Genomic DNA, 14,481 nt, shown 5'->3' with positions numbered 1-14,481 from the left:
ACTAGCCCACCGACCCTTCCATCTCGAGCTCAATCAAGCGGTTCAGCTCCACCGCGTATTCCAGGGGCAATTCCTTGGCCACTGGCTCGATGAACCCACGCACAATCAGGGCCGCGGCCTCGTCCTCGGGCAGGCCCCGGCTCTGCAGGTAGAAGATCTGCTCGTCGTTGAGGCGGCTCACGGTGGCCTCGTGGCCCACGGTGGCGGTGTCGTCTTCGATCTCCATGTAGGGGTAGGTGTCGGTGCGGGACTCCTCGTTGATCAGGAGGGCGTCGCACTCCACATTAACCTTGACGTGTTTGGCCCCTTCGTAGACCTTAATCAGGCCCCGGTAGCTGCTGCGGCCCGAGCCTTTGGAGATGCTCTTGGACACGATGGAGCCGCCGGTGTGGGAGGCCGCAAAGATCAGCTTGCCGCCCGCGTCCTGGTGCTGACCTGTATTGGCAAAAGCGATGGAGAGGATGTCCGAGCGGGCCCCTTCCTCCACCAGGTAGCTGCTGGGGTACTTCATGGTCACCTTGGAGCCCAGGTTGCCGTCGAGCCACATGTGGTAGGCGTCTTTCTTCACCAAAGCCCGCTGGGTGACCAGGTTGTACATGTTGTGCGACCAGTTCTGGATGGTGGTGTAACGGCTCTTGGCCCCCTGGTTGACCACGATCTCGATGACCCCGGAGTGGAAGGAGTCGGTGGTGTAGGTGGGGGCGGTGCAGCCCTCGATGTAGTGCATTTCGGCGCCTTCGTCCAACACGATGATGGTGCGCTCAAACTGGCCCAGCTCGGCGGTATTGACCCGGAAGTAGGCCTGCAAAGGCAGGTCTACCTTCACGCCCTTGGGCACATACACAAAGCTCCCGCCCGACCAGACCGCACTGTTGAGGGCGGCATACTTGTTGTCCTCCGGCGGAATCACCGTGGCGAAGTACTCGCGGAAGAGGTCTTCGTGGTGCTTGAGCCCTTCCTCGATGGAGACGAAGATGACGCCCAGGCGCTGCAGCTCTTCTTTGACCTGGTGGTACACCATCTCCGAGTCGTACTGCGCCCCCACCCCGGCCAGCACCTTGCGCTCGGCCTCGGGGATGCCCAGCTTCTCGTAGGTGCGACGAATCTCCTCCGGCACCTCGTCCCAGCTACGGGCGTCGCGCTTCTCTGTGGGTTTGGCGTAGAAGTAGATCTCGTCCATGTTGAGGCCCGAGAGATCGGCCCCCCAGGTCGGCACGGGCTTGGACTGGTAGATTTCCAGCGCTTTGAGGCGGAACTCGAGCATCCAGGCGGGCTCGTCTTTGTGGTAGCTGATGGCCTCCACCACGCGGCGGCTCAGCCCCTTCTCGGCCTTCCAGACGGGTTTTACCTCGTCCACAAAGCCGTACTTGTATTCATTCCCAATGTCTTCAATCAGGATGTTGTCGGACATACTAGCTCCTTTGCGCCTAGGGTTCTGATGGCGCAACCCGCACCATCAGTTCGATACGGCCAGTTCCTTGACCCAGTCGTAACCCTGCTCCTCGAGCTTCAAGGCCAGCTCAGGGCCGCCCGAGGTGACGATGCGGCCATCGATCATCACGTGCACCGCATCCGGCACGATGTAGTTGAGCAAGCGCTGGTAGTGGGTGATCAGCAGTGCGCCAAAGTTGGGCCCGCGCATGGCGTTCACGCCCTTGGCCACCACCTTCAAAGCGTCGATGTCCAGCCCCGAATCGGTTTCGTCCAGAATGGCGTAGGTAGGCTCCAAGACCATCATGTGCATGATCTCGTTGCGCTTCTTTTCGCCCCCCGAGAAGCCGTCGTTGAGGTAGCGGGTCAGGATGCTCTCGTCCCACTCGAGGGTCTGTAGGGCCTTTTGCAGCTTGCCGTAAAACTCCATCATGTTGACTTCGCCACCCTTTTTGGCTTGCAGGGCCAGGCGCAAAAAGTTGGCGTTGGAAACCCCCGGCACTTCAACCGGGTACTGGAAAGCCAGGAACAACCCTTTGCGGGCACGCTCGTCGGCTTCCATCTCGAGGATGCTCTCGCCATCTACCAGGATGTCGCCTTTGGTGATCTCGTAGCTGGGGTCGCCGGCAATAATCTTGCCCAGGGTGCTTTTGCCCGCCCCGTTGGGCCCCATGATGGCGTGTACCTGGCCTTTGGGCAGAATCAGATTGACCCCGTTCAGGATGGTTTCGCCGTCCACGATTTTAGCGTGCAGGTTGCGGATTTCCAGTTGGTTTGCCATGCTTATTCCCCTTCTAGCAGCTTGATTCACTTCAGAACAACCGGTTCTTACTGCGAATCACTCGCAATAAGAGTATAGGTTCTGCTCTCTAAAAAGTATAGTAGTTTAGTCGGGATTCGGATGCCCCAGGTTACAAATCTGACTGGTGTGGGGCAGGCTTGGCTGGCCCTACACATCCCAGTAGTCGTCGGGGTAGGGCAGACCCACCGCCTCGGCGAAAGCCTGCAGCCCCAGCCGGTCGGGGGCTTCTAGGTGGTAACGGAAGTTCCACAGGTAGTGCTGCATCAGCCGCTCGGGAACGCCCAGGCGCTGGGCTTCGCTGCCGGCCACCGCGGCCAGGTTGCCCAGTCCTAGCGAACGGGCTGCCCGCAGGCGACGGACAATGTCGGGGGGTGGCGGGGCGTTTTTGCGGGTAGCCCAGATCCCAAACACAAAGGGCAGCCGGGTGCGCTCAAACCACTTCATCGAGAGGTCGCTGATGTGGATGCCTTCAACTTGGTTGGGCACCTGGTGCACCGATTCGGGAATGACCGAGAGCAGACCAAAGTAGGCGGTGATGGCCCGGTCGCCAATCAGCAGTACAGCATCAAAGCGCTCTAACAGCTCCAGGCCACCTTGCTCGGGGGTGTACCGGGCCTCTATGCCATCGGCCTGAAGCAGGTACTGCAAAAGCCGTACCGAGGTGGCGCTTTCGGTGGTCAGGGCAATGTGCTTTAGCTTGCTCCAGGGTGCGCGGTGAAACAGGTTGACCGAGTACACCGGCCCCAGGTCGGCCACGCTAAAGTCGGGCAGAGGGCGCAGTTGGCCTGCGTTTTGCAGGTAGAAGTACGAGGAGACCAGGCTCAGGTCTACCGATCCCTCCAGAAGCCAGCGGTTGAGGTCGGTGGGAACGCCATAGCGAAAAGCCACCCCGTCCCCTTCGTCCAAAAAGTGATAGAGCGGCGCGGTGTTGGCGTAGCGGGGAACCCCAAGTACGTACATAGCGGTGACAAAAGCTCTGGAATGACCTGCCGAAACGGCGCTAGGCCCGCGGTGCGGGGTCGTAGATGCGCAGCTCGTTGTATAGCGCATCCCGCTCCACCGGCACTCGTCCGGCGGCCTGAATGAGCTGCACCATTTTTTGACGGGAGAGCCCCAGGGGAGAGGTGGCTCCTGCAGCATGGGCAATGTGTTCTTCGATGATGGTGCCGTCGATGTCCGAAACCCCCCAGTCGAGCGAGACCTGTACCAGGTCGGAGGAGATCATCACCCAGTAGCCTTTAATGTGGTCGAAGTTGTCCAGGTAAAGCCGCGCTATGGCCAGGTTGCGCAGGTCGTCAAGGCCGGTGGTGAACTCGGTCTTGCCCAGGTTGAAGGCCAGGGCGTTGGCGTCGGGCTGGAAGGCCAGGGGGATGAAGCTGTAAAAGCCGCCGGTCTCGTCCTGCAGCCGGCGCAGCCGATCCATGTGCTCGAGGCGTTCTTCCAGGGTTTCGATGTGGCCGTAGAGCATGGTGGCGTTGGTGCGGATGCCCAGGCTGTGGGCCTCGCGGTGGATTTGCAGCCACTTGTCGGCCTTGACCTTATTTTTGGCGATCTGCTTGCGTACCCGCTCGGCGAAGATTTCCGCCCCGCCGCCCGGCAGGGCCACCAGGCCGGCTTCCTTGAGCTCGCGCAGCACCTCGAGGGTAGGCTTTTTACTGATTTTCGAGAGGTGCTCAATTTCTGCAGCGGTAAAGGCCTTGACCTGGATGCCGGGGAAGTTCTCGTTTAAGGCCCGCACCATCTCGGGGTAGTAGCTCCAGGGGCGGGTGGGATGATGGCCGCTGGACATATGTAGCTCGGTCAGGCCGGGCTCCCACTTCTCGCGCACCTTAGCCACCACCTCCTCCACGCTGTAGTCCCAGGCCCGCGCCTCACCTTTTTTAGCGGCAAAGGCGCAAAAGGTGCAGCCCACATAACAGATGTTGGTGAACTCGAGCCGCAGCGAGTGTACAAAGTAGGTTTTGTCGCCATGCTTGCGCTCGCGCACCCGGTTGGCCAGCCGCATTAGGGTGTTGTAGTCGGGGGTATGGTAGAGCACCATCCCGTCTTCGAAGGTCAAGCGCTCCCCTGCCTCCACTTTTTCGACTATGGGAAGAAGCCTGGAATCGCGCACAGGGGCATGTTGCCAGGCCCCAACGAAGGAAGCAACCGCGTTCATCACAACCAATCGTATCACTGCCTGCCCCAAAGACCATGGGCCTGACCAACGATTGGCCGCACCACCGGACGCTTGCTGTGCTGTTCAGAACGAAGCGGTCAAGTTTGCCCTTCTCACGTAACGGTTATATGCACCGCTAAACCCCAAACAGTTTTCTATGGTGAAAACTGCCATCGCTTGCCGATGGCGATATGCGAGGGAGATTGGCGTGAAATTCGACAAAGAGCCCATATGCCGCGCAGCCCTGGGGCTGATCGACTCGCACCAGATAACCTCGGTGCTGGGTGAGTCCTGTGCGAGCCTAAAAGTTGTAGAAGAGGGGTCGCTGCTGACGAGAAAGCTGGAGAAACCCGTTCCGGCGCAGAGCACGGCCCGTTTGTGGGCCCAAGAAAGGGGGTTGCTAGGAGAAGTGGAGCTGTGTTTAGGGGGGATGTTCTGCCTTCCGCTTCCTGCTGCTGGTCGGCTCGAGGTGGTTCTGGATGAGCACCCCTTTGGGATACGCTCGGTGGATGTGTGTTGACAGCAAGTTTTTGGCGAAAAGCAGTATTGGCACGGTGCAGGAGGATGGCGACATGGTGCTCGTGGATATTCTTAGGTGGTGCGGTTGCCACAAGGCCCGGATACTTTGTTTTGCAGATGCCGATATGCTAAAACAATTTTGGTATACCAAATCGGTTTTACCGCATGCGCTTGCCATGCCCAGTTGGTCAAAACAGCGCGTGTTGTAGGTTGACAAAATGGTCTTGACGGAGCGCCACCAAACAGTGAACTGGCCCGGTTCTGGAGGAAAACTCCTGCATCTAACCGCTGTTGTCAAACAAACATTATTGAAGAGGGTATTGTCATGGAAGAACGTTCCCCACGTAGTTTGCGTCTATCTCGAGTGTTCCCGGCAACCAAAGCCAATCGGACACTGCCGGTTCCCGCTGGGCTGATAAACAGTTTGTTGAAAGGTGGTGCAGCGGCGGCTTTTGGGCTGGCCCTGGAGGAGTTGTGGCGCAAGTTGCCGAAGGTGCAGGCATTTTTGTGGGTTCGGGATGCTTCGAACCACTTTAGATTGCAGGCTGTTGCCGGGGTTCCCAGAGCAGCCCTCGAGGGCTTTGAAGAAGTCCAGGAGGCTTCGCTTAAGTCGGCCTGCCTGGGTTCGCCAGAAGACTGGCTGGGCGGAGCGGTGCATCTAGACACCCAGCAACACATTCTGTACCGGGTGTTTGGGGAAAGGCCTGGTGGGGCTGCGCTCGCCCTGCAGGAGCCGCCGGCCAACCTGACCCTACCCCTGGTTGCCGACCAACAGGTATGGGCAGTGCTGCACCTGCACGCACAGGCCCAGCACCTCGGCCAGGCCGAAGCGAAATGGGTGGGGCAGTTTTTCTCCGGGGTTGCGCCAATTCTGCGTGAGGTGTACCTGCGCGAGCAGGCCCAGCGAGAGTCGCTCTGGCTATCGGTCATTAATGACCTGTTGCGAACCTCACGGGAGCAACCGCTCGAGCTGGCCTTGCAGGAGGCTCTCGAGCAGGCCACCCGACTCGCAGGGGCGGAAGGGGCGCGCCTGATTGCCTTTGAAGGGCAGGCTATCCGCACCATTGCTCAAGCGGGTTGGGGTGCGGGGTTGCCGGTGGAGGCGGCCATTACCCGCCAGCTGAGCGAACAGCTACACAAAGGCCAGCAGGTGAACATTCCCCGTTACCACTTGTACCCCAGCCAGCACCCGGAACTGGTAGAAGCTGGGCTGTGCAGCTTGTTCATGCTGCCCATTCGGCGCCGTGGCAGCGAAACCAGCGCTCTGCTTCTCTTTAGCGCCCAGCCGTGGTTGCCCGACGCTCTGACCCAGACGCTACTTGGCGATTTGGCCGAGGCCATTGGATTGGTGCAGGTCGAGTGGGCTTTGCGGCGTGAGCTGGCCTGGGCAGCCTATACCGACCCCCTGACTGGTCTGGGCAACCGCCGGGCTTTTGAACGCGACCTGGAAAAACTTACTGCGCGGCCCAGCGGTCGGGTGGTGGTGCTGATAGTGCTCGACCTGGATGACTTCAAAGCCATTAACGATACCTATGGCCACCTGCATGCCGACCATCTGCTGGTACGGCTGGGGGGGGTGCTGCGCTCCAGGGCCAGGGCTGGCGACCGGGCCTTCCGCTTGGGGGGCGATGAATTCGCACTGATTATCGAGGGCTCGAGTTCCCTCAGCCCACAACGCATCGCGGAGCGATACCGGGCCATGCTCGAGGAGATCCGGGTTTCCGATAGGACTTACCTGCGAGTGAGCCTTGGTTATGCGGTTTACCCGACCGAGGTCGGCGATCCCCAAAGCCTGTGGCGCCTCGCCGACGACCAGATGTACAAAGACAAAGCACGACGCAAGGGTCGCATCCCGTTGCTTGCAGCGGGGCTCGAGCCGACCCGGTGGATGTTGCAGATCGAGACCCCCCTGTTTCGCCTGGTCAGTCGCCTGGCGCAGGTGCTAAATATGCAGCCGGAGGAGCGACAGGTTTTACAGGCTGGTTGCTATCTGCTCGAGCTGGCTATGGGGCGGGTGGCGCCAGCGCTGGAGGTGCAGATCCCCGAAGGCCTGTTGCGCGAGGCAGCACGGATCTTGATGTACCTGCACAGCCCCTGGGATGGGGTTCAGCGATCCCAAGGGCTGTCGAATGAGCGCATTCCTCGAGCTGCCCATGTGCTGCAAGTAGCCCAATACTTTATCGCGGCAATAGAGGCCGTGGAGGGAAGGTCTGCGCGAAGCATAGAAGAAGCCTTGCGGGAAATTGCTGCCCAAACCCAGCAGCGCTTCGACCCAATGGTGGTCGAGGCCTTATTTGCGCTCAGGGATTGGCTCAGTAACGAGCTGACCGCCTAGCTTTACAAAAACTCTTGTGGGGTGGTCTCTAGCGCTGTGACGACTCCCCGTTCTGAAGAACAGGGCTTCGCGGTTCTCACGGGGCTGCCAGTGCAGCGCCCATCCCCGCAGGCTTCGTCCGAGCCCAGAAAAACCTTGACTCCATATCGGCAGGCGAGCGGGCCAACCGTCCGACGCAGGCGCTTTTTCGTTGCGTAGCCTGTGGGTGCTCTGGGCCTGCGGACTACTTCGCGGCTTGCAATATTGCAAGCCGGGCTGCCGTCATCCAGCCGAACGCGGGGGTATGAGATGCTGTTCGTGGTTATCGTGCCACCTGCAAGCCTCGGACTTCAGTCCGGGGTAGATGACTAATGGTCGCTTCTATTGGCGCCAGTGAGCGCTTCGAGTATTGCTTCTGGTGTGTCCACCAGGGTCATGAGTTTCAAATCTTGGGGGTCAATGACCCCTGCAGGAAGCATGGTGTCCTTCATCCAGTCCAGCAATCCTTTCCAGTAAGCTGAGTCCAGCGCAAAAATGGGGAAAGGGTGTACTTTGCCGGTCTGCACCAGCACCAGCACCTCGGCCAGCTCATCCAGGCTGCCAAAACCCCCAGGCATTACCACAAAGGCCTTGGCGTAGCGCACCAGCATAAGCTTGCGGGCGAAAAAGTAGCGGAAGCTAAGGCTGTGGGTCTGGAAGGGGTTGGCCCGCTGCTCATGGGGCAGCTGGATGTTGAGCCCCACCGAGATGCCCCCGGCGTTGTAGGCACCTCGGTTGGCTGCCTCCATTAACCCAGGCCCTCCGCCCGTAACCACACCAAAACCTGCTTCGGCCAGCCGCTGGCCCAGCAGCAGGGCTTGCTGGTAATAGGGGTTTTCCGAACCAAGGCGGGCTGAACCAAACACCGTTACCAGCGGTACGCCAAGCTCTCCCAAAGCTTCAAACCCCTCCACAATTTCGGCCATGATGCGCCATAGCCGCCAGGAGTCTTGGTGTTGCAGCAGGTCTATCTCGGGTTGTTTCATGGTTTAACTTTATCGCGCTTGTTCTTGACAATCCGGCTATGGGCATAGAATAGGGTGACACCTAGGAGGAAGATGTGAAGCGTTTGCTGGCTTCTTTGGTTTTGGTGGCAGGAATGGCTTCGGCCCAGACCGAGATTTCTTTCTGGCACAGCATGGATGGCCCGGCTGAGCGGACGATTGCACAGTTTGCAAACGCCTTTAATGCCTCCCAGCGAAACTACCGGGTCACCCCACGCCTGATTGGCGATTACCGCGAAGGGGAGACCCGCTTGCTGGCAGCGCTACGTGCTGGCGGTGCGCCGGTGATGTTCCAGGCCGAGATTCTGCTGTTCCCGCGCCTGGTGGCCGAGGGGGTGGTGTTGCCGCTGGATGAGCTGGCGAATGCCTTGCCCAAGGCCTTTACCGACGATTTGTTCGAGGCGGCCTGGGATTACGGCCTGATTAACAACCGCCGCTATGGCCTGCCCTTTAACACCTCCACGCCGGTGCTGTTCTTCAACGAGAATCAGCTTCGGGCCAAGGGACTCAAAGTGCCCAGCAACTGGCGCGAGTTTGAACAGGCCGCCAGGGGGCTCACCAGCCGAACCTCCAAGGGGTTTATTGCGTTGAGCGAGTCCTGGACCTTTGAGGCCCAGGTTACCAGCCGGGGGGGCAACCTGGTCACCCCCGATGGCCGGCCCAACTTCACCTCCCGCGAGGTGGTGGAGGCCCTCGAGTTCCTTCAGCGTTTGGGGCGCGAGGGCAGTATTAGCGTGCGCAACCTCTCCGAAAGCTTTTTTGCACAGACCGACTTTATCCGCACCAAGGGCATGATGGTCATGGCCTCGATTGCCAACTGGCCCGCCGCCGAGAACGCATCCTTTGCCTTCAAACTGGGTGTGGCCCCCATCCCGCGTGAGCCCAATGGAAAGGTTCCGCTGGGTGGGGCGCAGCTGGTGGTGCTGCGTGGGGCCAGTGCCGAGCAGCAGCGGGGGGCTTTCGAGTTCTGGCGCTTCCTAATGGAGCCACAGAACATCAAGACCTGGGTTGAAGCCAGCTACTACGTACCCTTGCGCAAGTCGGCCACGCCCTTGCTGGAAGCCTTCTACCGCGAGAACCCTTACCGCAAGGTGGCCTTTGAACAGGTGGCGGTGGCCCAGCCCCGCCCACGGGTGCCTCAGTTTGCCATCTGGCGCAATTTCCTGGAAGAAGCCCTGGAGAAAGCCCTCAAAGGCAACGTACCGGCCCGCCAGGTCCTCGAGGAGGCCCAGCGTAAGGCCGAGGCGGCCCGCTGAGGGAAAAAGCTCACATCTCGTCTTGGAGCAGTGCGTCCAGGCTCTGCTGCTGGCGGATCACCTCCCAGCCCTGGTCTGTCCACAAAAGCTCGGCGGGGCGGGGGGTGTCGAGATAGTTGCTGCTCATGCTGCTGGCGTAGGCCCCCGCTTGCAGAATGGCCAGCAGGTCGCCTTCCCTGGGCTCGGGCAGGGTTATGTCGCGGGCCAGCACATCGCCCGATTCGCAGGCGGGGCCAGCCAGGTCGTAGGTGGCCTGGCGGGGGTTGTAGTACAGCGGTTCAACCGGGTGTACCGCGCCATAGAGCATGGGCCGAATGAGCTGACTCATGCCTGCGTCAATGAGCAGATAATTGCGCCGGGTACGCTTGACTCCCCAGCAGCGTGTAACCAGCACCCCGGCTTCGGCCACCAGATAACGGCCCGGCTCGAGCCAAACCTCGACGTTGTGCTTTTGGGCCAGCGCAGCAACCTGTGCCCCCAGCTCGGCCAGCTCGAGGCCCAGCCCAAACCCCCCGCCCAGGTTCATAACCTGAAAGGGGCCGTGGGTCTGGTAGAGCGCGTCCATCACGGCGTAGCCCGCCTGGTAGTCCTGGGGGTGCTTTAGGGCCGATCCCAGGTGGATGTGCAAACCCAGCACCTCGAGCTGGTTTTGCTGTGCCAATTCCAGGGCCTGCCCAATGTCCTCGGGCAACAGGCCAAATTTGCTGTCGCCCCGCCCTGTGGCCAGGTGGTCGTGGGTGACGATGGGCAGATCGGGGTTGACCCGCAGAAGAACCTGGGCCCTGGGCAGCAGCTTACCAACCCGCTTGAGGTCGGCCAGAGAGTCAAGGCCTAGAATCGGAATGCCCATGCGACTCAATGCTTCCAGCATGGCCGGGGTTTTAACCGGCCCATTGAGCAGCACCTCGTTGCGACGGAAACCGGCTTGGTAGGCCCGGTACACCTCGCCCAGGCTTACCGCCTCCACAAAAATGCCCCGCTCCAGCAAGCGCCGCAAGAGCCCCAAGCGGGGATTGGCCTTCATGGCATAGAAAATCTCAGCTTGGGGAAACGAGCTTTGCAGGCGCCCCAAGCGCTCCAGGATGCTGGGCCAGTCGTAGGCATAAAAGGGAGTCTCAAAGCGAGCCGCAGCTTCCTTGAGGGCCTCTTTAAACTCTGGGCGCAGGGCAGTGTAGGATTGGGACATGCTCATTGGTGTAACCCCTCAGTCGCGCAGTGTGGAAGGTCTTTTTCGAACCAAGATCTGGGGTCTGCTCGAGCCCTACCTCAAGGCCCTCGAGAGCCAGGGTGCCAGCATTGTAATCCTTCCTCCCCAGGCCGACGATAAGCTACCTGCCTTGTTGCGCAAGCTGGACGGGGTGCTGCTTCCGGGAGGAGTGGATGTGGATCCGGCCCATTTTGCCGAGGAGCCCATTCCCGAGCTGGGGGAGGTGAGCCTCGAGCGCGATGCGATCGAGCTGTTTGTAGCCCGTTATACCGCTCAGCACGGCATTCCCACCCTGGGGGTTTGCCGTGGTGTTCAGGTGATGAACGTAGCCCTGGGGGGCAGCCTTTACCAGGACCTTCCTGCCCAGGGGTTTCGTGCCGTGCAGCATAGCCAGAAAGCGGAGCCGCCCGCGCTGGGCCACAGTGTCGAGCAGACCGAGCAGAGCCCCCTGAATAAGCTCTTCGCGCAGCGCTTTCGGGTTAACTCGTATCACCATCAGGCCCTCAAAGGCCTGGCCCCTGGCCTGCGTATGGTGGCTACTGCTCCAGATGGCATTGTGGAGGCGGTGCAGCTCGAGGGCCACCCCTTCTACCTGGGGGTACAGTGGCATCCCGAACTGCTGCCCGAGCAATGGGGTATTTTCCACCTGCTGATTGAGGCCGCAGCCCACCACCCGGTTGGTTGAGCGGTGGCTTGTAAGGTCTTTGTGCACAGACCGTGGACGGGGTTTGAGCAAGCGGCATCGCACCCTTCACAGACATTGTGGCAACTGTGCTGTGCAGGACAAAGCAATCAAGTTGTGGGCAGCTCAATATTTGTGAAGAGCGCTCTAATCTAATACCAGATTCGGTTAGTTCGTCACCGAACGGTGATGAACTAACCCGACCGAAGGGAGTGCTCTAGGATTCAAAAAGATAGCCTCTTAGCGCTTTTTGTTTGAAGATTATCTTTTTGAATCCGGTATAACTGCCTTCCAGTGTCGTTTTGAACAACCCCAAAACCTTGTCGGCTATACACTGGGTTGAGAACGGGTATCTTATGGTTTTAACTGGAGGTCAGGGCTTGTCGCTGTATCAGAGTCTTAGTAAGTCCCTCGAGCCGATTTTAGGGGAGCGCACCCGGGTGGTTCTGGAGGAAGGGGTGCGCCGGTTGGGCATAAGTCCCGATAAACTAGATGCACCCCAGGCCGAGACGATTCTCAAACGCCTGGTTTACCGCGAACTACAGACCAAAATGAGCCCCAATGCGGCCCGTAGCCGCATCGAAGAAATACTAAAGGAACTGGGTATTGGGGGCGAGAAGGCCGCCAGCGCGGGGGAAGGCGGGCTGTCGGCCCACGCCAGAGGGGTACTGGTGGATCTCGAGGCGGGTCTGAAGCGCTTCAGCCTCTACCTGGACTGGCCCGAGGTAGGGCGCTTGCGCGGGGTAATCAATGTGATTAAGCAGGACCCGGAAGCCTCGGCGGTGCGGTCTTTGTTGCGTGAGGGGCAGGAGGTGCTGGCCCAGCTCGAGGAAAAGCTTCAGGCCGCTTTGCTGCGCCAGACCCGAGATATCACCGAGCTCGAGATGAGCTTGCAGCGGGTGCAGAGCGTAGGTGGCCCCAAAGTGCGTCGCCTGGAAAACCTGATCCGGGTAATCCAGGAGGCCCACGCACAAGAGACCCTGGCCGCAGCCGAGGTGCAGCGGGCGCGGGCCCTGGCCGCCGACATGCGCAAGCTGGTGGAGTCCTCGGTGGTGCAAAACCCGACCAGCGAAGCGACCATAACCCTGGACACCATCGAGGATATCCCGCAGATGGACAGCCCTACCGAGCCACAGGTGGTGCTCGAGGATTCCACCATCGAAGCGCCGGTCGTGCTGGGTGAGGCCGCCGATGGCTTTGACGATGAAGCCCTGGTCATCGACCTCGATTTCGACGCCCTGTCTGCCGAGCAGTTGTCGCGCATCCGCGAGATTGATGTGGCCGAGGATGCCCGTCAGCTCGAGCCGCTCAAGGAGCGTTACGCGGCCTTATTGAGCCAGCCCCACCTGGCCAGCCAACTGGCCGACCTGGAAGCCCAGCTGGCGGGCGGAAATCCCCTGGGCGAGCGCCTGGATGCCTTTGCCGAGCTGCTCAAAGCCGCCCACGCAGAGGCCCTGGCCGAAGCCCGGGTGCGCTACGAGTGGCTGGCCGATCGGCTGGGTCGCCTCGAGCTGCCCTCAGGCCGTACCGCCCCCCTTCAGGCCCGCCTGGCAGTGGTGCTGGAGACCCTGCACGCGGGTGGAATTCCACCCGAACTCGCCGAGCTCGAGCGCAACCTGGAAAGCCTCGAGGCTGAAGAAAAAACCAACCGCGAAAACCGGGAGCGCCAGGCCCGCCTCGAGGCCGCCCTGGTTACCCTGCGGGCCGAGGCGGAGCAGGCCCTTTCGCCTTTTCGTGGGCACGATCAGGTGGAGTCTTTTTTGCTGAGTCTGGCCGCGCCAGACATCTCCGAGTCGGCCCTGACCACCTTACGCCAGGAGCTTTCCGAGCTTTTATCCCAGCTAGCCAAAGAGCGCGAGGAAGACAGCCTCAAGCGCATGGGCCTGCGGGCCACCCTGCAGGCTTTGCCCAACCTGGAAGCCCTCGAGCTGGACAGGAAGAACCTGATGCAGCAGGTTGAGCAAGGGGTGGGGCGCCTGGCCGAACTCGAGCCCGCCGTGCAAGCCCTGGTCGAACGCGCCAGGGGGTTGGTGTCGAGCAGACTGGAGGCCCTCGAGGCCCGTATCTTGGAGCTTGAGCGAATCCTCAAAGAGTCGCTGATCGAACTCAAGCAACCCCTACAGGCCAGCCGTGAAGCGCTGATGCAGGGTCGTGTCCCCGATCCTGCCCTTCTGGAGCGGGCCTTGGATGACCTGGTCGTGGCCCGACGGGCTGCAATCGCTGAGGAGCTTTCACGTTACGAGATGGTAGCCCGCAGCATGAAGGGCCTGGGCGGTGAGGAACTCGAGGAGAAAGTTACCCAGGCCAGGGCCTGCCTGCAGGCCGGTGAGCTGCCCGACCTGAGCGAGATTCACGCCCTCCTGGGTCGCCTGCGCCGGGCCCAGGAAACCCTGCGCACCGAGATGAGCGCACGCATCGAGTCTGTGCTCGAGGCCTACAACACCCACAAAGGGGTAGGGGGCGAGACAGCCCTGCGGCTCAAACCCCTGTGCGACTTCCTCCGCTCAGCCGCCGAGCGCCTGCCCCGCCTGGGGGTAAGCGGCCTGCTGGAGGTACGGCGGGCCCTAGAGGAAGCCGAGCGCTTAGGGGCCCAGCTGGCCCAGGAATACGCAGCAGCGCAGAGTGTGCTTCAGGAGCTGAAGGGGGCCGACCTCGAGTCCTTGCTGGAGGTGTTCGAGGTCTCCCCCCAGCCCGAACCTGCCCAACCCACCCCCCAGGCAACTCCTGCTCCTTCCGACCAGCCCGAGGTGCTGAGGCAGTTTCATATGCGAGGCGTGGAGGCGGTAGCCCTGGTGGAGGCGGGCCGGGCAACGGTGGGCAGCCTGCCCTTTGCTGCCAGTAGCGCCCAGACCATCTTCGATGACCTGCTCAACCTGGCCAATGAGCTATCGGGGCAATCGGCCCGGCTTTCTGTTATCACGCTCCCCCAGTGGGTGCTGGTGCTGGTGCCTCTGCAGAAAAAAGGGCTGGTTATCCTGGCCGAAAAAGCCCTGCTCTCGCGCCTATTGCTGCTCATCGAGCGCCACCGCGACGAACTCGAGGCGCTGTAGTGGCGTGCTGGGTTTTGGG

The 14,481-nt window shown here is 60.9% G+C and carries 11 protein-coding genes; 5 read left to right on the top strand and 6 right to left on the bottom strand.

Annotated features, from left to right (window positions below; all coding sequences use genetic code 11):
• Position 1: 1 nt before the first annotated feature.
• The 4 genes from sufB to mqnE form a co-directional block, all read right to left on the bottom strand.
• Positions 2 to 1,411: a Fe-S cluster assembly protein SufB gene (gene sufB / locus Q355_RS0100885; RefSeq protein WP_027876038.1), complete on the bottom strand. Its 1,410-nt coding sequence runs from the start codon at positions 1,409 to 1,411 to the stop codon at positions 2 to 4.
• A 45-nt stretch (positions 1,412 to 1,456) separates the two neighbouring features.
• The gene (sufC, locus tag Q355_RS0100880; RefSeq protein WP_027876037.1) at positions 1,457 to 2,212 is read right to left on the bottom strand and encodes a Fe-S cluster assembly ATPase SufC; all 756 of its coding nucleotides are present in this window, start codon (positions 2,210 to 2,212) and stop codon (positions 1,457 to 1,459) included.
• Positions 2,213 to 2,380: 168 nt separating this feature from the next.
• Entirely contained in the window at positions 2,381 to 3,193 is an 813-nt protein-coding gene (locus Q355_RS0100875; RefSeq protein ID WP_027876036.1) for a menaquinone biosynthetic enzyme MqnA/MqnD family protein, read from the bottom strand.
• A 40-nt stretch (positions 3,194 to 3,233) separates the two neighbouring features.
• On the bottom strand, positions 3,234 to 4,391 hold the full coding sequence (gene mqnE / locus Q355_RS0100870) for an aminofutalosine synthase MqnE (protein ID WP_051529247.1): 1,158 nt from the start codon (positions 4,389 to 4,391) through the stop codon (positions 3,234 to 3,236).
• Between the two features lie 479 nt (positions 4,392 to 4,870).
• Between mqnE and Q355_RS0100860 the strand changes: the two genes are divergently transcribed.
• Together Q355_RS0100860 and Q355_RS0100855 are read left to right on the top strand one after the other, a co-directional pair.
• Positions 4,871 to 5,119: a hypothetical protein gene (locus tag Q355_RS0100860; RefSeq protein WP_156941847.1), complete on the top strand. Its 249-nt coding sequence runs from the start codon at positions 4,871 to 4,873 to the stop codon at positions 5,117 to 5,119.
• A gap of 116 nt (positions 5,120 to 5,235) precedes the next feature.
• Positions 5,236 to 7,245, top strand: a complete 2,010-nt coding sequence (locus Q355_RS0100855) for a GGDEF domain-containing protein (protein ID WP_084495982.1) — start codon at positions 5,236 to 5,238, stop codon at positions 7,243 to 7,245.
• 347 nt (positions 7,246 to 7,592) lie between these two features.
• On the opposite strand, the gene Q355_RS0100850 is transcribed toward Q355_RS0100855, so the two are convergent.
• On the bottom strand, positions 7,593 to 8,249 hold the full coding sequence (locus Q355_RS0100850; RefSeq protein WP_027876031.1) for an LOG family protein: 657 nt from the start codon (positions 8,247 to 8,249) through the stop codon (positions 7,593 to 7,595).
• 74 nt (positions 8,250 to 8,323) lie between these two features.
• Here Q355_RS0100850 and Q355_RS0100845 point away from each other — a divergent pair, with 74 nt between their 5' ends.
• Positions 8,324 to 9,523 carry an ABC transporter substrate-binding protein gene (locus Q355_RS0100845; RefSeq protein WP_027876030.1) on the top strand — a complete coding sequence of 400 codons (1,200 nt, stop codon included), beginning with the start codon at positions 8,324 to 8,326 and terminating at the stop codon, positions 9,521 to 9,523.
• A gap of 10 nt (positions 9,524 to 9,533) precedes the next feature.
• Here the strand turns inward: Q355_RS0100845 and lysA are convergent, their stop codons facing one another.
• Positions 9,534 to 10,709: a diaminopimelate decarboxylase gene (gene lysA, locus Q355_RS0100840; protein ID WP_036258377.1), complete on the bottom strand. Its 1,176-nt coding sequence runs from the start codon at positions 10,707 to 10,709 to the stop codon at positions 9,534 to 9,536.
• Between lysA and Q355_RS0100835 the strand changes: the two genes are divergently transcribed.
• Both Q355_RS0100835 and Q355_RS0100830 read left to right on the top strand, forming a co-directional pair.
• Positions 10,708 to 11,415, top strand: coding sequence for a gamma-glutamyl-gamma-aminobutyrate hydrolase family protein (locus Q355_RS0100835; RefSeq protein WP_027876028.1), 708 nt, complete (start codon positions 10,708 to 10,710; stop codon positions 11,413 to 11,415). The two genes, lysA and Q355_RS0100835, sit on opposite strands and share 2 nt — an antisense overlap.
• Before the next feature lie 377 nt (positions 11,416 to 11,792).
• A complete protein-coding gene (locus Q355_RS0100830) occupies positions 11,793 to 14,462 on the top strand; it encodes a coiled-coil domain-containing protein (RefSeq protein WP_245597441.1) in 2,670 nt (889 codons plus the stop codon).
• Positions 14,463 to 14,481 lie beyond the last annotated feature (19 nt).

Source organism: Meiothermus cerbereus DSM 11376 (assembly GCF_000620065.1).
In the GTDB taxonomy this organism is placed as follows: domain Bacteria; phylum Deinococcota; class Deinococci; order Deinococcales; family Thermaceae; genus Meiothermus; species Meiothermus cerbereus.
The sequence above is the reverse complement of the archived record's forward strand: the minus strand, read 5'-3'. Positions and strand labels throughout refer to the sequence as shown.